This is a genomic window from Curtanaerobium respiraculi (genome assembly GCF_024609215.1).
GTDB classification, from domain to species: Bacteria; Actinomycetota; Coriobacteriia; order Coriobacteriales; family Eggerthellaceae; genus Curtanaerobium; species Curtanaerobium respiraculi.
This window is the reverse complement of record NZ_JANIPD030000041.1, coordinates 1-17,913: the sequence shown is the minus strand read 5'-3', so window position 1 is coordinate 17,913 and position 17,913 is coordinate 1. Positions and strand designations below refer to the sequence as shown.

Genomic DNA, 17,913 nt, shown 5'->3' with positions numbered 1-17,913 from the left:
GACCTTGCGCGCATTTCTCCACGCAAGATCGGTGGCGTGGCTCGCGCGGTGCGGACTGCCGCTCGCGCGGCTCGCTATCGATCTACCGGCATAACGCGCCCGGCTGACCGCGATGAACCTGCTTGCCCGCGCTACGCGATCGGTGCCTTGCCCGCATCATGGGCATATCCGGTCGTCCCGTTCGCCCCCGCTGCAGTCAGCTTGTACGCTATCTGGACGGCAGACATTCCAGAGCCGGTCAGAATCGGATGCGGGCCGCACCCGCGCAACGCAAGCGCCCGCCGCGATGAAGGGGCGGCGGGCGCAGGAGGATATCGGAACGTTACGCTAGAACTTCACGCGCATCGGGATTCCGTCGTATGCACGCTGGTAGATGTCGATGACATCCTGCTTGGTGTACAGACGCGGGTTCGTGGCGGCGCAGGCGTCCTTCATCGCATTGTCGGCCATGATATCGAAGTCCTTGGGCTTCACATCCAGGTCCGCCAAGGTGGCAGGGATGCCGACTTGCTGCCCAAGATCGTGGATCGCGCCGATCACCTGGTCGGACGCCGCTTCGACCGTCAGCCCCTCGGTGCAGAGGCCCATGGCCTTGGCGATGTCGACGAAGCGCTCGCGGCAAGCGATGAGGTTGAATTCCTCGACGTACGGGAGAAGGATCGCGTTGCAGACGCCGTGCGGCAGGTTGTAGTAGCCGCCCAGCTGGTGCGCCATGGCGTGCACGTAGCCCAAGCTCGCGTTGTTGAACGCGGCGCCGGCCAGATACTGCGCGTATGCCATCTTATCGCGGGCGAACATGTTGTCGCCGTTGGCAACCGCCTGGGGCAGGTATTTGACGATCATATTGATTGCCATGAGGGCGGCGGAGTCGGTGAGCGGGGTCGCGGCGATCGACACGTACGCCTCGATGGCGTGGGTGAGCGCGTCCATGCCGGTGGCGGCGGTCAGCGAAGGGGGCATGCCGCGCATCAGCTCGGGGTCGTTGATGGCGATCAGCGGCGTGCAGCGCCAGTCGACGATGGCCATCTTCACCTTGCGGCGCGTATCGGTGATGATGCAGAAACGGGTGATCTCGGATGCGGTGCCAGCCGTGGTGTTGATGGAGATCAAGGGAACCATGGTGTTCGTGGATTTGTCAATGCCCTCGTAGTCGTAGATCTCGCCGCCGTTGGAAGCCAAGAATCCGATGCCCTTGGCGCAGTCATGCGCCGACCCGCCGCCGAGCGAGACGATGGAGTCTGCCTTCGCAGCCTTGTAGGCTTCGAGGCCGGCGACGCAGTTCTTATCCGTGGGGTTGGGCTCGGCGCCTGCGAAGATGGAGGGATTCAGCCCAGCGTCCTTGAGTATCTTGGCGATGTCATCCGCCATGCCGCACGAACCCAAGAAGGCGTCCGTGACGATCAGAGGCTTCTTTCCGCCGACGCTGGCCAAGAGCTCGCCCGCTTCCTGGACGCAGCCTGCGCCGAACACATTACGAGTAGGGATGAAATAATAGGTTGACATGGTGGGGTCCTTTCTCCCTATCTGTTGTCCCGGTTCGTTCCCGGGGCCCGTACCGCGGCCCGGCGACTGAAGGGACGCAAGACCGCACCATCATTGTGCGAAGATTGGCGGTGGTTGGATATAAGGCCAAACCCCATCCTGCGTGAACGGTACCTAATCGCTCGGGAGCGCACCGTTTTCAGCGAAAAATTTCGATTTACGACGGGTCGGCGACGCTTTTTCGTCTTCTTGCGCAAAGCGCGCGATAGCGGACAGGAACGCCTCCCCGTAGCGTTCCGCCTTTTTCCGGCCGACGCCCGCCACCTCCAGGAACTCCCCTTCGGTTCTCGGCATGCGCCTACACATATCATGGAGGCTATGGTTGCTGAACACCACATAGGCGGGCACACCCGCTTCGGAGGCCAGGCGCGCGCGGACCTCCTTGAGGATTTGGAAGAGACGCGGATTCGCCTCGCCGCCTTGCTGCGGCATCCCCCCGCCCGATTCGCGCTCGAGCCTGCGCCTCCGATCGCGCTCTCGGGCGCCTTCCTTCGGCACCTTGATGGCGAACGCCTCGCCGCAGCGCAGGAACTCGGCGGATCCTGCCGTGGGGACCACCACCTGGAAGCTGCCGCTGCCAACCGACTGCGTTCCCAACATGCCCCGCTCGATCAGGGCGTCCAGCAAGAATCTGACACGCCGCGTGCTCTCCTCCCTCATGATGGCATACGTGGAGAGGGTGTCGTACCCCGCTTCGAGCAGTTTTGCACCCTTGCTCCCCCGGACAATGTCGCAGATCATGGCCCTCCCCACGCGACGACCACGCTGTTGCAGACGGTACACGCAGCTGATGAGCTTCTGCGCCTCCACCGTGATATTGACCTCCTCGAACTGGGTCTCGCAATTGCCGCAATTGCCGCAGTATCCCGGCGCGTCCTCGTCGAAATAGCGCAGGAGGAACCGGCGCAGGCAATCCTGCGTGGTGGCGTAGAACGTCATCATCTTCAGACGGTCGCACGCTCGGTCCGCGAGCTCGCGGCGATCCGCTTCCGATGCCACCGAATTTTGCTCGAAGCTGTGCGAGATGAGCCACTCCGCGGTATGCACGTCCTTCGCCGCATAGAAGAGGATGCAATCCGCCGGTTCGCCATCGCGGCCGGCGCGCCCCGCCTCCTGGTAGTAGCTTTCCACGTCCAGCGGCATGTCATAATGCACGATGAAGCCGACATTGCTCTTGTCGATGCCCATTCCGAAGGCATTCGTCGCCACCATGATCTGGGCGCGGTCGTAGACGAAATCCTCCTGGTTCGCACGCCGCTCGCCCGCGCTCAGCTTGCCGTGGTAGCGCGTGGCGGAGAATCCCCACCGCTGCAACGTGTCGCAGACGTCCTCGACCGTCTTCGTGGTCATGCAGTACACGATACCCGGTTTGCCCGCGTGGTCCTGGGCGATCTGCCTTAGCATCCCGTCCTTGCTTCCCGGACCGCTGCTGGCGATGGCGCGTCGCGTCTCGAAGTGCAGGTTCGGCCGGTCGAAACTCGCTTGGACCATCAGCGGATCGCGCAGCCCCAGCGCCTCACCGATATCGCCTCGCACCCGCCTCGTCGCCGTCGCCGTGAACGCGCCGATGGTCGGGCGTACGGGCAGAGCATCGACGAACTCGCGTATGCCCAGATAGCTTGGGCGGAAATCCTGCCCCCACTGACTGATGCAATGCGCCTCGTCCACGGCTACGATCCGCGGCGGATGACGGAGGCAAAGCTCTTGAAAGCTGGGCGCGGAGAGCCGTTCGGGTGCGACGTACAGCAGGGTGAACGCCCGGTCGCCCGCCATCTCGAGGGTAGCGCGCTGCTCCTCGGCGGACAGGCTGCTGTTGATGAACGCCGCCGAAACACCTGCTTGGGCGAGTGATTCCACCTGGTCCTTCATCAGGGAAATGAGCGGCGAAACCACCAGCGTCAAGCCATCGGAGCACAGGGCGGGCACCTGGTAGCAGATGCTCTTTCCCGCCCCGGTGGGCATCACGGCCAGCACATCCCGCCCATCCAGCATGGCAGCGACGATATCGCGTTGGTTGGGGAGGAACGCATCGTATCCGAAATGCGTTTTCAGCACGTGCTCGGGCAAGGGCAACATGGTCATCGGTCCGGCGCTATCTAGCAAACGAACGGTAGAAGCAGCTGGCCTTCCCCGTATGGCAGGCGGGACCGGCAGGCTCCACCAGGGCCAGCAGCGTATCCCCGTCGCAATCGTAAAAGAGCTCCACCAGCTTCTGGACGTTGCCGCTCTCCTCGCCCTTATGCCAGAGCCTCTGGCGGCTCCTGCTCCAGAACCAGGTGGTGCCCTCATCGAGCGTGCGCCGCACGGTTTCCGCGTTCATCCAGGCCATCATCAGCACGTCGCGCGTGGACGCATCCTGCACGATGCAGGGGATCAACCCGTCTTCGTCGTACGTGAGGTCTGCAACGCCCAGCGCGCCCTGTTCCTTACCCATGCCATGCCTTTCGCTTGCCTCGGTCCGCAATAGCCGACAATCTCCGGGAAACCGCCCGGGGAGCGGGCCATCCGCCAGAGCCTGCGGAAGCGTAGGCTAAACCGGCCGGGAACGCGGCTCCGACGCGAAAGGTCGCGCGAACAGGAGCACGGGCACCTGTGGTTCGAAGCGGATGGCACGATTTATCATACCGCACAAAGAAACGCCCGCGACAGGCATCGCAGGCGTTTCCAGACGAGACGGATATGAGACTCTAGCTACGAGTAGCTACTTTTCCGGATAGAAGCCCGAAGGATCCTCGGACATGTTGATCATGATGTTCTTGGTCTGGCAGTAGTGCTCGAGCATGATCTTGTGGGTCTCGCGGCCGATGCCGGATTCCTTGTATCCGCCGAACGGAGCGCCACCCGGGATGCTGTTGTAGGTGTTGACCCACATACGACCCGTATGGATGCCGCGGCTCACGCGCAGAGCGACGTTGATATCGCGCGTCCAAACGGCGCCGCCCAAGCCGTACAGGCTGTCGTTGGCAAGATCGATGACTTCCTCTTCGGTCTTGAACTTCTGCACGACCACGACGGGACCGAAGATCTCTTCCTGGGCCACGCGCAGCTTGTTATTCGGGATCTCGATGATCGTGGGCTTCATGAAAGCGCCCTTGGACAGCGGCCCGTCGGTGAAGCGCTCGCCGCCGCACAGGACCTTGCCGCCCTCCTGCTTGCCGATCTCCACGTAATCCAGGATCTTCTTCAGCTGGCCCTCGTTGATCTGGCTGCCCATCTGGGTGCCGTCTTCCCACGGCATGCCGACGGTGACCTTGTTGAACTGGTCGACCAGTTTGGCAAGGAGCTTGTCGTAGACGCCCTCCTGGATGAACAGACGGCTGCCGGCGCAGCAGACCTGGCCCTGGTTGAACAGGATGCCCAGCTGGATGCCGTCGACGACCATGCTCATCTTGGCATCGTCGAAGATGATGTTGGCGCTCTTGCCGCCAAGCTCCAGCGTCGCCGGAACCAGGCGCTTCGCAGCCGCGATAGCGACGTTGCGGCCGACCTCGGTGGAGCCGGTGAAGGCGAGTTTCGCGAATTTCGGGTTGTCAAGCAGCCACTGGCCGGCCTTGCTGCCGCGGCCGGTGACGACGTTGAACACGCCGGCGGGGATGATATCCTGCGTGAGGCGTGCGAATTCCAGCACGGACAGACTCGTGGCGCTGGAGGGCTTGAACACGGTGCAGTCGCCCGCGGCCAGAACCGGAGCGAGCTTCCAAGCGGCCATAAGGAACGGGAAGTTCCAGGGCACGATCTGGCCGACGACGCCGATGGGCTCGTGCAGGACGAGGCTCATCACGTTGCCGGGCAGGATGTCGGCTTCGCCCGTATCGGCAAGCAGGCAGCCGGCGAAGTAGCGGAAGTGCTCGACCGAGAAGGCGACGTCTATGGCGCGGGTCTCGCGGATGGGTTTGCCATTGTCGAGGGATTCGATCATGGCGAGCTCTTCGGCATGCTCCTCGATGCGGTCAGCAACCGCATTCAGAATGTTCGCGCGGGCGAATTTGTCCATCGCCGCCCATGCGGGGAATGCGGCGAGAGCAGCGTCGGCGGCTTTGTCGACGTCGGCCTCGGTCGCGTCGGCGAACGTTGCGAGATGCGCGCCGTTGGCGGGACACTTGGCTTCGAGGGTCGCCCCGTCGCCTGCATCGACCCACTTACCGCCGATGTAGAGCTTGTAGGATTCCTGGCCGGGATACTTGAAATCGGACATGTGCAATCCTTCCCTTCGCGCGCGGGATTACCGCGGAAACGCCTCCTGGCGTTTCGGGCGCTATCGCGGCCGGCCGCGCATGATCTACTAGCGTCCACTTGAAAAGTTATCAGGATTCCCTGCAAGTCGACCCCACAGATTCGCGGACGGGGTTCCATTTTCTGTAACCGGTCAAAGTATGGCAACTTAGCAACGAATGGAGCCTCAAAAACGGTCGGGCAAGCGGGTTGGCCCGATTCTGATATGCTGACAGGTCCGAGAAAACACCGGAAGGAATGCCCATGCCGGCGCTGCAAGGCTATACGCTGTATTACAAGAACAACTGCCCCTACTCGGAAAGGGTGCGCCGCTACATGGAGGGCCTGCACATCGCATGCGAGATGCGCGACGTGGAGGCCCCCGGCGTGGCCGACGAGCTGGAGGCGATCGGCGGCCGGGTGCAAAGCCCCTGCTTGGTGCACGACGGCAAGGCTATGTACGAATCGGAGTACATCGTCGAGTACCTCCGCGATCTCGCCTACCGCGGCTTCGCCTAGGGAAGCACTGATCCTTAGGCCTGGTGGCCACCAGGCCTAAGGATATGGACTCCTTGTTGGTGTACAGGAAGCCGCCGCCCACGTTGCCGTGCGTGCAGTCGCCCACGAAAAGCATCGCGGCACCCTCTCCCGCCGGGCACAGGAAGCGCGCCTCGATTTCCTCGGCGGGCACTCCGATCGCCCTGAGATGATTTCGAAGACTCGTGCGTGCATCGAACTCGTGCGTGCATCAAACCGCGGTCTACCTAGGGGCGGATTCCATCATCGCACGCAACGGGAAAGACCTCGAGAAAAGTTCCGTCCCGGTTCTCACGCCTGTCGAGTTCTTCGCCTTCCTTGCGGACCACGAACGGCCCAGCTACGACAAGATTCCCTTCTAGAAAATCTTTTCTGCATATAGAATTACGATATTTATCCATTTTTCAACGCTTTAAGGCATCAAAATGGATAAAGTTTGTCTGTTTGTTCAGAGTGAGTCATGTTCGGCGTGATTTTGGGCAGACGCGACGCCCGAGCGGCGGGCTATTGGTATTTGGCAACCGCTTTGGCGACCGCTTTGGCTAGGAGTGCGTAGTGCTCGGGAATGAGCCGCCTACAGACGCACGGGGACGCCTTGGCTGCGGAGGTACTCCTTCACCTGGCGGACGGTGTATGTGCCGAAGTGGAAGACGCTGGCGGCCAACACCGCATCCGCCTCGCCCTCGATGATGCCTTCCGCGAAATGCTCGAGCGTGCCAACGCCGCCGCTGGCGATCACGGGAATGCGCACCGCGCGCGCGATGGTGCGCGTCAGGGGAATGTCGAAGCCGTCTTTGCTGCCGTCGCGGTCCATGCTGGTCAGCAGAATCTCGCCCGCGCCGCACTTCTCCACCTTCTGCGCCCACTCGACCGCATCGATGTGCGTGTTCTTGCGGCCGCCACGCACGTAGACCTCCCACTTGTTGGGGTTGCCCTCCATCTGCTTGGCGTCGATGGCGCAGATGATGGCCTGGCTGCCGAAGGCGCGCGCGGCCTGCGTGATGATGGCGGGATCGTCCACCGCGGCGCTGTTCACGCTCACCTTGTCGGCCCCGGCAGCAATCATGGTGCGGATGTCCTCCACCGTGCGGAAACCGCCGCCCACGCAGTACGGCAGATGCAGCTCCTCGCTCGCGCGGCTTGCCAGGGCAACCGTGGTGGCGCGGCCCTCGTGCGTGGCAGTGATGTCCAGGAAGATGACCTCGTCGGCCTTCTGCTCGTCGTAGCGCTGAGCCAGCTCGATAGGGTCGCCCGCATCGCGCAGGTTCACGAAGTTCACGCCCTTCACCACGCGGCCGTCTTTCACGTCCATGCAGGGAATCACACGTTTTGCGAGCATCGTGGGGTCCTTTCTGCGTTGCGCCCAAGGCGCTATTGGTTCCAAGCGAATACTTTACCATGGTAAAGCGTATAGACATACGGCGAAATCAGCTTCGATGCGCGATAATGCATTCATGCGAAATGAACGGATGAAACGAATCCTACTTGTCCTGCTCGTGGTAGTGAACGTGGGGGTTATCGGATGTCGCGCCTACATAGGCGACTACTATCATGCAGATGCAGCGGCGCTCTCTGCTGCAAAGCAAGGCGAATCCGCCAATGGAGTCACTGTTTCGCAGACCAACGCCAACGTAATGGTATTCGAACCTGCAGACGGCGAAAGCACGGTAGGCGTTGCCTTTTACCCGGGCGCCAAAGTGGAGTGGACCGCGTACGCCCCGCTCATGCAGCAGTTGGCCGAACGCGGCATCACGGCGGTGCTACTGAAGATGCCCTACAACCTGGCGATTGTTGACGCCGACGCCGCCAACTTGGCCTATGATGCTGCGCCCAACGTGCAGAACTGGTACGTGTGCGGGCATTCGATGGGTGGTGTAGCTGCAGGAATGTATGCCTCGGGCAATGCGGATTCGCTCGCAGGCATCATCTTCCTGGCGTCTTACGCCACGGATGACCTGTCGCAAAGCAGGCTTGCGGGATTGAGCATCTACGGCAGCGAAGATGAAGTTATCAACCGTACCGCCATGGAGGACAATGCGCGAAACCTGCCCGCGGGCACGCAGACGTATGCGATTGAAGGAGGCAACCACGGCCACTTCGGCAGCTACGGCGAGCAAGCGAACGACGGCGTTGCCACCATCACGCCTGAGCAGCAGCAGTCGGAAGCCGCCGACATTATCACTGCGTTCGTTTTGGGCGCCTAAGCGCGGCAGAACGCGAGCGCCTCCGTCAGGGGAAGGCTGCCTTCGTAGATCGCGCGGCCGGTGATCACGCCTTCGATGCTGGCAGCCACATGGGCCAGATTGCGCAGGTCGTCCATGTTGGTCACACCACCGCTTGCCGTCACAGGATTGCGGAAGACCTTGGCGATGCGCTCGTAGGCCGCCGCGTCGATGCCGGTCTGCATGCCATCGCGCGCGATGTCGGTGTACACCAAGTGCCGGAAGCCCAGATCGGCCACTTCCGCGATGAGCTCTTCCGCAGGCACGCCCGCACCCTCGCGCCAGCCCTGGATGGCCACTTCCCCGCCTTTGGCGTCGATACCCGCGCACAGCAGGTCGCCGAACTTGGCGATGGCCTCTTCAGCGAAAGCCTTGTCCACCACGAGCGCGCTGCCCAGCACCACGCGGGACACGCCGGAGTCGTACAGGCGCCGCACGGCCGCCATGTCGCGGATGCCGCCGCCGTTTTCCACCTTCAGGCTGGTCTGCGCGGCGATTTGCTCGATCAGCTTCAGGTTCTCCTGCTTGCCGGATTTGGCACCATTCAGGTCCACCACATGGATCCACGTGGCACCCGCCTGCTCAAACTCCTTCGCCTGGTCAACGGGGCTGTCATTGTACACCGTGACCTTTGCGTAATCGCCCTTTGCCAAGCGCACGGCCTTGCCGTCCAGGATGTCAACTGCGGGAAGTAGGTACATTGCGGGTCCTTTCACGTTGCTGACCCCGCATTTTACCAGAGCTCCTGGCTCCCCTTAGCCAAATCGGTAGCCCACACCCATCAGTGGACCGGGGTTGTCCCATCGTTTGACAATGGTGCTTCCGCAGGCGATACGGCAGGTCCCGCATTCCAGACACCCCGCCCAGTCGAATACGCGTCGGCCGTCCTCACCTTCTTTGTAAACGGTGCGCAACTTACGTCGGCGTTCCGCACTGCGTCGTGCGCCAGCCTTCCATGGTGAATGACACGGTCGACATGGCATGGGATTCCTTTCACCATTCGGCAAGCGCCTCGTGCGAGGATTCATCGCGCCACGAGCATGGTTGCATCACCTTCGGACGAGATCGGCGAAGTTGCGGAGCACGGCCATGCCAGCATCCGAGGATTTTTCCGGGTGGAACTGCACGCCGAACACGTTGCCATGCTGCACGGCACTGGGGAACGTGATGGAATGCGTGGTGGTGGCCACCGTGAAGTCGCTCGTCGGCGCCACGTAGCTGTGCGTGAAATAAAAGTACTCGCCCGGCTGAATGCCCTCGAACAGCGGACAATCAGAATAAGGACTCCTGGGTTCATCCAAGGAAGTCGACGAGGGCGGTTCTGGCGAGGACGCGGGATTCGCTCGGTGATGAGGGCTGGCCTTTGCGCCGCCCCCTTCTCCAAGCGGATCCCATGTGCCGCCAGAACCGTCCGCAGCGTCGGCGAATCCGTTGTTCGGCAGAACGACAGGATCAACCGTGTTCCAACCGACATGGGGAATCTTGTAAAAAGCCCCAGCCGTATCGTGATTGGGAAGGCGGTCGGATATACCAGGCAGGATTCCCAGACCCTTCACCACGCCGCCCTCGGGCGCGCCTTCCGTTCCGCCTTCGAACAGCAGTTGGATGCCCAGGCAGATGCCCAGGAACGGTACGCCCGCCTTCACGCGCTCGAGCACGGCTTCCACCTGCCCGTTTTCGGTCATGTTCGCCATGGCGTCGGCATACGCGCCCACGCCCGGCATCACGAGCGCCTGAGCACGCGCGATTTCCGCAGGATCGGCCGTCACCACTGCTTCCGCACCTGCGGCTTCCAATCCCTTCTGCACGCTGCGCAGGTTCCCCTTCGCGTAGTCAACGATTGCGATCATGAAAAACTCCTAGGTTCGCCCAAGGAAGTCGGCGAGTACGGTTCTGGCGAGGGCGCGGGATTCGCTCGGTGATGAGGGCTGGCCTTTGCGCCGCCCCCTTCTCCGAGCGGATCCCATGTGCCGCCAGAACCGTCTGCAGCGTCGGCGAATCCGCCGTTTCGTAGGACGGCGGGATCACAGCGCCCCCTTCGTGGTGGGAAGCACGTCGGCGATGCGCAGGTTGATCCGCGTCGCATCGCAGAGAGCGCGACCCGCCGCTTTGAACGCGGCCTCGATGATATGGTGGCTGTTCTCGCCCGCCAGGCTGCGAATGTGCAGCGTGAGGCCAGCGTTGGAGGCAAGCGCCACGAAGAACTCCTTCGCGAGCGTCGTGTCGAACGTTCCGATGATCTCGATGGGCAGGTTCACGGCGTAGTGCAGCTGACCGCGGCCGCTGATGTCGATGGCGGATAGCAAAAGCGCCTCGTCCATCGGCACGTAGCTGCTGCCGAAGCGCACAATGCCGCGCTTGTCGCCGAGCGCTTGGGCGATTGCCTGGCCCATGACGATGCCGACATCCTCGACGGTGTGGTGCGCGTCGACTTTGATGTCGCCTTTCGCTCTCGCCGTCAGGTCGAACAGACCATGACGGCCGAACGCGTTCAGCATATGGTCGAAGAAGGGCACACCGGTTTCCACATCGACCGTTCCTACGCCGTCGAGGTCGATGGTCAGGTCGATATCGGTTTCCTTGGTCGTGCGCTGCACGTGGCCCACGCGATGCCGCGGCGCCTTCGCCTTCTTGTCTTTCTTACCCATTGAGATCCTTTCTTCAACTTAGCGAACGGAGGTGTGACGAACACTGCGGTTGCTTGCCATACTGCGGTTGCTTGCCAGTTGCTTGCCACAGTCTCTCTTACCCATGTTCGTTCAAAAACGTGCTATTTCCTCCGGCAGACTGGCACGCTGCCGCCGACGTGTCTATGCCCATCCCCATGGTTGGTTATCGCACTCATATGTGTCAATTCCTACGGTTGGTTGTCACCCTACGGTTGGTTGTCACCCTACGGTTGGTTGTCACACGGTTGGTTGTCACAGTGGTGCGCTGCACGTGGCCCACGCAGTGCGCAGGTGCGACAGCCTTCTGCTTCTTCTTTTTAGACATTCGCAAGCTCCTTGATGGCGTTCAATACTTTGTCGTTTTCCTCGGGGGTTCCTACGCTGATGCGCAGGCAGTTGCGGGTGGCGGGGTTGGCGCTGAAGTCGCGCACCAGGATTCCGCGGTCGTACAGATCCTGCCACAGCTTGCCGGCATCGCGGTCGAAGCGCACGCACAGGAAGTTGGCGAAGCTGGGGTACACCGTCACGCCGGGAAGCTCTGCCAGGCCCGCTGCCAACCGCTCGCGCTCGGCCTTCACCATCTGGATTCCCTCCGCAAACGCGGCGCGATTCTTCACCACTTCAAGCGCAATGGCCTGGGAGACGGCGTCCACCGAATACGGCTGGCGCACCTTGGTGAGCTCGCTTGCCACGCGCGGACTGCACAGCAGATAGCCCAGGCGCACCCCGGCCAAACGAAACGCCTTGCTGAAGGTGTGCAGGATGACCAGGTTCTCGTGCTTGGCAAGCAACGGCAGGCAGCTGGAGCCTTCGGGCGCGAACTCGATGTAGGCCTCGTCGAGCAGAACCAGCGCATCGGTTGCATTCAGCAGGCGTTCCACGAATTCCCGCGATGCCAAATCGCCCGTGGGGTTGTTGGGGCTGGTGATGATGACCGTGCCCACATCGCCCTTGCTCGCGCGCTCCACGATCGCATCTTCGTCGAGCGTGAAGTCGGTGCGGCGCGGTACATCCACCACCGTCGTGCCCGTCAAGTGCGCGTTCGCGGCGTACACGCTGAAGGTGGGCGGCACGTTGATCAGGGAATTTCCCGCGCCGCCCCAGGCGAGCGCCAGGTTGAACAGAAGCTCGTCGCCGCCGTTTCCGCAGATCACGTTATCGCGCGCCAGGCCGTACCACTGAGCGATCGAATCGCGCAGCTCGTTGGCCAGCGGGTCGGGATAGCGGTTGAATGCCAGGTCCGCCAAGCGATCGACCACGGCGGCCCGCACGGCGGCAGGCACGTCGAAGGTCATCTCGTTAGCCGAGACCATCACATCCGCCGGCAGGTATTTGGGGTCGTAGGGCTCCACCCCTGCCAACAGCGGGTTGCTTGAACGCAGCACCTTCGCTCCTTTCAAATGGGACAAAGCGAACGACGTGTTATCCCGCTACAGCTCGGCCAGGCGCAGGCGCACGCTTTCCGCATGGCTCCACAGGCCCTCGCGGTCGGCGATGGACACGATGGACTCGCCATCGTCGGCCAGCGCCTTCTTCGTGTATTGGATCACGCTGCTGTGCTTCATGAAGTCCATGGTGCCCAGCGGGCTGCTGAACTTGGCGGTGCCGCCGGTGGGCAGCGTGTGGTTGGGACCGGCAACGTAGTCGCCCACGGCTTCCGGCGTCCACTCGCCCAGGAAGATCGCACCGGCGTTCTTGATGGCACCCAGCTGGCCCATGGCGTTGTCGATGTGCATTTCCAAGTGCTCGGGCGCAACCTCGTTCACGGCGCCGATGGCGGTTTCCATATCCGGGCAGACCACGATCAGGCCGTGTTCCAGCGAAGCGGCGGTGATCTCCGCACGCGTGCTGCGCTTCATGTGCTCGGCGATGTTCGCTTCCACCTGGTCGGCGTATTCGTCGCTGAAGCACACCAGGTAGCAGGTGGCCAGCGGGTCGTGCTCGGCCTGGGCCATGATGTCGATGGCAACCATGCGGGGGTCGGCCGTTTCGTCCGCCACAACCAGCACCTCGCTGGGACCGGCGATCATGTCGATGCCGACATCGCCCATCACGATCTTCTTGGCAGCCGCCACATACGCGTTGCCCGGGCCGGTGATCTTGTTCACGGGCTTGATGGACTCGGTGCCGTACGCTAGCGCCGCCACGGCCTGGGCGCCGCCGATGGAGTAGATCTCGGTCACGCCGCATAGACGGCAGGCTTCCAAAACCGCCGCATCCAGCGAGCCGTCCTTTGTGGGCGGGGTCACGCACACGATGCGCTCCACACCGGCAACCTGCGCCGGGATGGCGTTCATGATCACGCTGCTGGGATACAGCGCACGGCCGCCGGGAACATAGATGCCTACAGCCTCGATCGCCGTCATCTTGCTGCCGACAAGCGCACCATTCGGGCGCACGGCGAACATGCTCTCCTGCAGCTGGCGCTCGTGGAATTCACGCACCTGGTCCACTGCGTGCTGCAGACTCGCAGCCAGCTTGGGGTCCAGCGTTGCCAGAGCCGCGTCGATTGCTTCCTGGCTCACGCGGAAGTCGTCCAGATCAACGCCGTCGAACTTGGCCGTATACTCGCGCAGCGTCGCGTCGCCGCCCTCGCGCACAGCTTCCACAATATCGGTGGCAGCGCGCATGGCTTGAGCGTCGAATGCGCTGAAGCGCTGCATCTGCTCGTTGCTCAGGATTTCACCAGGTTGCAGGGTTACTCGTCTCATATGCTTTTCTCCTTCTTCCATGCGCCGATTCCTTCGAGGTGCCGGCACATGCGGTTACGTAACAAAGTAAATTGCGGAAAGCACGGGAATGCTAGAGCGCTTTCCGCCCGTTATGTCGCTCGAAACGTCCCGCAATTCCTGGGGTCGCACGTTGGGCCCGAATCGTCATCTCACATTCTCCTTCAGGGAGCAGGACAGGGCGAGCACCCGCTCGTCCATGCGGAAAGCGCAGGGGTTGGCGAAGAACCGCGCGGTGGATCCCATCACGTCGTCCACAACTTCCAGGTTGTTCTCGCGCAGCGTAGTGCCCGTGGCCGTAATGTCCACGATGCGGTCGGACATGCCGATGAGCGGACCGAGCTCGATGTTACCGTGCAGTTGCACGACCTCCACCTGCTGGCCGATGCGGTCATAGTAAGCTTTGGTGATGTTGGGATACTTTGTGGTCACGCGGATGCTGCCTAGCTTGCGATAGCGTTTTTCCACCGTCGGCGTGGCGCCCTTGGGCTGGGCAACCACGAATTTGCACCCGCCATACCGCAAATCCACGAGCTCCACCACGTCGGTATCCGCCTCCACCAGGCTGTCGCGTCCGCAGATGCCGCAGTCGGCGGCGCCCATGGCGACGAACACGGGAGCATCCGTGGGGCGCACGATGATGAAGTCGACTCCGGGATTGCCGATGATCAGCTGGCGCCCCGGATCGTCCAGACCGGCTGTATCGAGTCCCGCATCCGAAAGCGCGCGGATCGTGTCGGCGTTGAGCGAGCCCTTGGGCACCGCGATGCGGAGCGGCCGCTCCTCTGTTCTGTCCTTGGCCAGTGCAGCCATGACCTGCTCCAAGTAGAAGGCGAATCCGCCCGCCGGCAACGGTGCGCCCTCGTAGGAGGCGAGCATGCCATCGTAGCGTCCGCCGCTGCCAAGGCTCGTTCCCATTCCCGGCACGTAGGCTTCGAACACGACCCCTGTGTAGTAATCGAAACTGCTCATGATGCTGAAGTCGACGAGCAACGCACCCTCGAAACCGTTAGCGCATAGCTCATCGTAGGTCGCGGCCAGGTCGTCCAGGCCGCGCGCGCACCCAAGGGGCTTTGCCAAGGCACGTGCCTCCTCAATCGCCTCGCGGCCTCCGCGAATGAACGGCAGTTTGGCAATCGCCCCGGCAAAGGCCGTGGGCACTCCTTCCAGATGGATCAGACGATCGAGCTCGATGAAATCCGAGGCATGGTACGCAGCGAGGACATCATTTTTCCACGAGCCCTCGGCAGGGCATGTTTCGAGCAGCGCCCGCAGAACCCCCACGGTGCCGAGGGCGATTTTGAAGTCGTCAAGCCCCGCCGTCTGCAGAGCTTCGACGAGAAGGCCGATGATCTCGGCATCGACTGCCGGACCCTCAGCGCCGATGCATTCCAGACCGATCTGCGTAAGCTCGCGTTGCGATGCCTGTTGGTCGGGCTCGCGGAACACACGCTGCGTGTAACGGAAACGGAATGGGCCCTCCTGACCGCGCAGGCGCGTGGCGCACATGCGCGCAACTTGCATGGTCACATCGGGACGCAAGGCGAGAAGGTCGCCCGTGGTATCGAACATCTTGAACGGCGATGGCGGGATGCGCCCCGCCGCACGTAGCACGTCCATCCGCTCGAGCGTGGGGGTCTCGATCGGCGCATAGCCATGATGGGCAAACAGATCTGCCACACTCGTGGTGATCTGCTCGCGCCGCGACGCCTCTTCGGGCATCACATCCCGCAGGCCGGCAGGAGTCACAAAGTTCATGATCGCGCCTTTCCCCTCGATTCGCTTCATTTTAATATTGCAGCAGGCAAAGCACATTGCGTCTCGACTGCGATAACTTTCCAGATAGGATAATTAGTCTCCAATCTGTATCACTTTAGTACAGTATAGTGCTAAAGCAATGATGTGATTATACAGAGCGAACCGGAATTCGCCAACCCCCTTCCGCACCTTCACCATAACCTCCTACCCGCCTACCCTCACCGACCTACCGACCTACCCTCACCAACCTGCCCGCCAACCCTCACCAACCTACCATCGAAAAAGAAAAAGCTGCCAGCTCGCAGTGGACTGGCGCCCATCACTCGCCCAGGCGGTTCATTGCATGGCTGAGCTCCCGCCGTTACGTTTAAAGATTTCCGAGAGCGTAGAAGCGAGCGGGTCAATGACGGGATTTTCCGAGAGTTTCGGAGCGTGCGGGTCGAAACTCGGTTTCCTGACACCCGCATGATACCATTGGCGAAGCCAAACATAGATTTGCCCGAGTGGCCATCCGACCCTATGTTTGGCGACATCCCTGGCTTGATGGTCGCTTGGGCGGATAGGAATCGGCCATGGCCGCCGCAAATCCCTGCCTGAGCATGGTCTCGTCGCTCGATGCCGACGAGTTCGATGCCCTTTGCTCTGCCGTCGCGGAGCGCAAACGCCGCCAGCAGACAATCATCGACCGACAAGATGTCTCGCAGCGTTCCTTCCATCTTCTGGCGATAGGATATTAAAATACAAATCTTTGCTTTTTTTCCAATTCTTAAACCGTTATTTATGTAAAAATCTGTATTTTTACAATGCACAACTTCAAGCATGAAAGAGACCATGCCGTTATGAGCGCAACCGTCGAAGAAAAGATCAACAACGAATTCAACAACGCCGAAGCCCGCACCGCTTGTGTATTTGCCACCGATAGCCGCCGTTCACGTGCATTCCGACGCCGGGTTGCCAAAGGCGAGGCGATTGAACCACTCCGAGGGATGTTCGTTCGTGCCTCCACTTGGAATAGCCTCTCTATCGACCAGCGCTATCGATACGTGCTATGTACGGCGTCGAATGAACATCCGGGTGCGGTTTTCTGCTACGAATCTGCCGCCTTCCTCTATGGCATATGCGTTCCACACAACTCGTATGGAACTATCAAACTTGCAACATCCCGAAAGAAAAACGCCCGAAGCACCGGCTTTGTAAATTACCGCGTTGTGGAAGGGGACGAGCCACGCCGAGTGGAACGATTCAAGGTAACTTCGCCCCTGCGCACGGTGTTCGACTGCACACGCTCCATGGCGTTTGAGGATGGGCTGGCAGTAGCCGATTCCGCACTCCGGCTTAGACTAATCGACGAGGAACAGCTTGACGCATACGTGAGGGGCAAAGCAGGATACAAAGGGGTGGGGGCTGCGCGCAAAGTGGTGAAGTACGCCAATGGAAAAGCCGAAAACGGCGGTGAATCGGTAGCGCGCGCGGCAATAATCGAACTTGGATTCGCGATACCTCAACTGCAGAAGGAGTTTACCGATCCCCTAGATGGAAGCACCTACCGCGTTGATTTTTTGTGGAACACCGAGGACGGAGGACTGATCATCGGCGAACTGGACGGCAACCAGAAATACAACGATCCAGCATTCATGAACGGCAAAGATGTTACTGGTGTGCTCCGAGCCGAGCGCCAGCGCGAATCACGACTGACTGCATCCGGCGCTCGCGTCTGCCGCTTCTCACCATCCGACGTGGGTAACCGGCCCTACTTCGCAAAGATTCTCGAGGCTTTCGGAGTGCCACGAGCATAATGCTTGCACGCCTGAAGCTTTTACGCCCAGCAGCTTTTGCGTCCGCAGCTCCTACGCCCGCAGCTCCTACGCCTGAAGCTTCTACACCCGCAGCTCCTATGTCTGTTAACGTCAGGTGAGTTCAGTTCCGAGGGGATTTAACCAATGTCATTAACTTAAGCGAGTGACATGCAAGCCGGCATCGCTTAGAACAAGCCCCCGCGGCGGTTGATTCGCCGCGGGGGCTTTTTCTGTTCGCCCGGTTTTCGTCCGCTGGGGGCGGTGGGTGTTTTTGCCATGGCTCCGCCGCGGATTGCCGTGCGGCTGCACTCAGAAGACCCGTTTGTGCGTGTTGCTGTAGCGATTCGCGTAGTTTGTGATCCACCCCGTCGCGGGGATAGGCCCTCTCGCGGCGGATCGGGACGAGGCAGGCGCTCAGCTCCTCCACGATCCGCGCCATGATGGCGTC

General features: G+C 61.5%; 16 protein-coding genes and 2 pseudogenes. 5 read left to right on the top strand and 13 right to left on the bottom strand.

The window, feature by feature from the left end; all coding sequences use genetic code 11:
- Positions 1–327: 327 nt before the first annotated feature.
- The 4 genes from NOV21_RS09510 to NOV21_RS09495 all read right to left on the bottom strand — a co-directional run bounded on the left by NOV21_RS09510 (position 328) and on the right by NOV21_RS09495 (position 5,737).
- The gene (locus NOV21_RS09510; protein ID WP_283170871.1) at positions 328–1,503 is read right to left on the bottom strand and encodes an iron-containing alcohol dehydrogenase; all 1,176 of its coding nucleotides are present in this window, start codon (positions 1,501–1,503) and stop codon (positions 328–330) included.
- A 153-nt stretch (positions 1,504–1,656) separates the two neighbouring features.
- Positions 1,657–3,624: a RecQ family ATP-dependent DNA helicase gene (locus NOV21_RS09505; RefSeq protein ID WP_283170872.1), complete on the bottom strand. Its 1,968-nt coding sequence runs from the start codon at positions 3,622–3,624 to the stop codon at positions 1,657–1,659.
- A 10-nt stretch (positions 3,625–3,634) separates the two neighbouring features.
- Positions 3,635–3,976: a phosphoribosyl-AMP cyclohydrolase gene (gene hisI / locus NOV21_RS09500; RefSeq protein ID WP_283170873.1), complete on the bottom strand. Its 342-nt coding sequence runs from the start codon at positions 3,974–3,976 to the stop codon at positions 3,635–3,637.
- A 267-nt stretch (positions 3,977–4,243) separates the two neighbouring features.
- Positions 4,244–5,737, bottom strand: a complete 1,494-nt coding sequence (locus NOV21_RS09495) for an aldehyde dehydrogenase family protein (RefSeq protein WP_283170874.1) — start codon at positions 5,735–5,737, stop codon at positions 4,244–4,246.
- Between the two features lie 281 nt (positions 5,738–6,018).
- Between NOV21_RS09495 and NOV21_RS09490 the strand changes: the two genes are divergently transcribed.
- On the top strand, positions 6,019–6,273 hold the full coding sequence (locus tag NOV21_RS09490) for a glutaredoxin family protein (protein WP_283170875.1): 255 nt from the start codon (positions 6,019–6,021) through the stop codon (positions 6,271–6,273).
- Between the two features lie 22 nt (positions 6,274–6,295).
- On the opposite strand, the pseudogene NOV21_RS09485 reads toward NOV21_RS09490, so the two are convergent.
- Positions 6,296–6,445, bottom strand: a pseudogene (locus NOV21_RS09485) (FAD-dependent oxidoreductase); the annotation flags it as partial.
- 52 nt (positions 6,446–6,497) lie between these two features.
- Here NOV21_RS09485 and NOV21_RS09480 point away from each other — a divergent pair.
- A complete protein-coding gene (locus NOV21_RS09480) occupies positions 6,498–6,653 on the top strand; it encodes a hypothetical protein (protein WP_283170876.1) in 156 nt (51 codons plus the stop codon).
- Positions 6,654–6,865: 212 nt separating this feature from the next.
- On the opposite strand, the gene hisF is transcribed toward NOV21_RS09480, so the two are convergent.
- Complete coding sequence (hisF, locus tag NOV21_RS09475) at positions 6,866–7,630, bottom strand: imidazole glycerol phosphate synthase subunit HisF (protein WP_283170877.1); 765 nt, start codon at positions 7,628–7,630, stop codon at positions 6,866–6,868.
- A gap of 97 nt (positions 7,631–7,727) precedes the next feature.
- Between hisF and NOV21_RS09470 the strand changes: the two genes are divergently transcribed.
- A complete protein-coding gene (locus tag NOV21_RS09470) occupies positions 7,728–8,495 on the top strand; it encodes an alpha/beta hydrolase (protein WP_283170878.1) in 768 nt (255 codons plus the stop codon).
- On the opposite strand, the gene hisA is transcribed toward NOV21_RS09470, so the two are convergent.
- The 7 genes and pseudogenes from hisA to hisZ form a co-directional block, all read right to left on the bottom strand.
- Positions 8,492–9,214 carry a 1-(5-phosphoribosyl)-5-[(5-phosphoribosylamino)methylideneamino]imidazole-4-carboxamide isomerase gene (gene hisA, locus NOV21_RS09465; protein ID WP_283170879.1) on the bottom strand — a complete coding sequence of 241 codons (723 nt, stop codon included), beginning with the start codon at positions 9,212–9,214 and terminating at the stop codon, positions 8,492–8,494. The genes NOV21_RS09470 and hisA overlap by 4 nt on opposite strands.
- A 54-nt stretch (positions 9,215–9,268) precedes the next feature.
- Positions 9,269–9,418 (bottom strand): annotated as a pseudogene (locus NOV21_RS09460) (ferredoxin family protein); the annotation flags it as partial.
- Between the two features lie 144 nt (positions 9,419–9,562).
- Positions 9,563–10,363 carry an imidazole glycerol phosphate synthase subunit HisH gene (gene hisH / locus NOV21_RS09455; RefSeq protein ID WP_283170880.1) on the bottom strand — a complete coding sequence of 267 codons (801 nt, stop codon included), beginning with the start codon at positions 10,361–10,363 and terminating at the stop codon, positions 9,563–9,565.
- Between the two features lie 174 nt (positions 10,364–10,537).
- Entirely contained in the window at positions 10,538–11,161 is a 624-nt protein-coding gene (hisB, locus tag NOV21_RS09450) for an imidazoleglycerol-phosphate dehydratase HisB (protein WP_283170881.1), read from the bottom strand.
- A 338-nt stretch (positions 11,162–11,499) separates the two neighbouring features.
- Positions 11,500–12,567 carry a histidinol-phosphate transaminase gene (gene hisC / locus NOV21_RS09445; RefSeq protein WP_283170882.1) on the bottom strand — a complete coding sequence of 356 codons (1,068 nt, stop codon included), beginning with the start codon at positions 12,565–12,567 and terminating at the stop codon, positions 11,500–11,502.
- Positions 12,568–12,612: 45 nt separating this feature from the next.
- The gene (gene hisD / locus NOV21_RS09440) at positions 12,613–13,893 is read right to left on the bottom strand and encodes a histidinol dehydrogenase (RefSeq protein ID WP_283170883.1); all 1,281 of its coding nucleotides are present in this window, start codon (positions 13,891–13,893) and stop codon (positions 12,613–12,615) included.
- Positions 13,894–14,058: 165 nt separating this feature from the next.
- Positions 14,059–15,669 (bottom strand): ATP phosphoribosyltransferase regulatory subunit, encoded by a 1,611-nt coding sequence (gene hisZ / locus NOV21_RS09435; protein ID WP_283170884.1) that lies wholly within the window; start codon positions 15,667–15,669, stop codon positions 14,059–14,061.
- Between the two features lie 572 nt (positions 15,670–16,241).
- Between hisZ and NOV21_RS09430 the strand changes: the two genes are divergently transcribed.
- Positions 16,242–16,406, top strand: a complete 165-nt coding sequence (locus tag NOV21_RS09430) for a hypothetical protein (RefSeq protein WP_283170885.1) — start codon at positions 16,242–16,244, stop codon at positions 16,404–16,406.
- Between the two features lie 102 nt (positions 16,407–16,508).
- Positions 16,509–17,465, top strand: coding sequence for a type IV toxin-antitoxin system AbiEi family antitoxin domain-containing protein (locus NOV21_RS09425; RefSeq protein WP_283170886.1), 957 nt, complete (start codon positions 16,509–16,511; stop codon positions 17,463–17,465).
- The last annotated feature ends 448 nt before the right edge of the window (positions 17,466–17,913 follow it).

Excerpts from the sequence above, each read along its gene's own strand:
- NOV21_RS09490 (WP_283170875.1), top strand. The coding sequence starts at position 6,019 with ATGCCGGCGCTGCAAGGCTATACGCTGTATTACAAGAACAACTGCCCC.
- hisD (WP_283170883.1), bottom strand. The coding sequence starts at position 13,893 with ATGAGACGAGTAACCCTGCAACCTGGTGAAATCCTGAGCAACGAGCAG.
- NOV21_RS09495 (WP_283170874.1), bottom strand. The coding sequence starts at position 5,737 with ATGTCCGATTTCAAGTATCCCGGCCAGGAATCCTACAAGCTCTACATC.
- NOV21_RS09510 (WP_283170871.1), bottom strand. The coding sequence starts at position 1,503 with ATGTCAACCTATTATTTCATCCCTACTCGTAATGTGTTCGGCGCAGGC.
- NOV21_RS09430 (WP_283170885.1), top strand. The coding sequence starts at position 16,242 with ATGGCCGCCGCAAATCCCTGCCTGAGCATGGTCTCGTCGCTCGATGCC.
- hisF (WP_283170877.1), bottom strand. The coding sequence starts at position 7,630 with ATGCTCGCAAAACGTGTGATTCCCTGCATGGACGTGAAAGACGGCCGC.
- NOV21_RS09470 (WP_283170878.1), top strand. The coding sequence starts at position 7,728 with ATGCGCGATAATGCATTCATGCGAAATGAACGGATGAAACGAATCCTA.
- hisB (WP_283170881.1), bottom strand. The coding sequence starts at position 11,161 with ATGGGTAAGAAAGACAAGAAGGCGAAGGCGCCGCGGCATCGCGTGGGC.
- hisZ (WP_283170884.1), bottom strand. The coding sequence starts at position 15,669 with ATGAACTTTGTGACTCCTGCCGGCCTGCGGGATGTGATGCCCGAAGAG.
- NOV21_RS09425 (WP_283170886.1), top strand. The coding sequence starts at position 16,509 with ATGAGCGCAACCGTCGAAGAAAAGATCAACAACGAATTCAACAACGCC.
- hisI (WP_283170873.1), bottom strand. The coding sequence starts at position 3,976 with ATGGGTAAGGAACAGGGCGCGCTGGGCGTTGCAGACCTCACGTACGAC.
- hisA (WP_283170879.1), bottom strand. The coding sequence starts at position 9,214 with ATGTACCTACTTCCCGCAGTTGACATCCTGGACGGCAAGGCCGTGCGC.
- hisH (WP_283170880.1), bottom strand. The coding sequence starts at position 10,363 with ATGATCGCAATCGTTGACTACGCGAAGGGGAACCTGCGCAGCGTGCAG.
- NOV21_RS09505 (WP_283170872.1), bottom strand. The coding sequence starts at position 3,624 with ATGACCATGTTGCCCTTGCCCGAGCACGTGCTGAAAACGCATTTCGGA.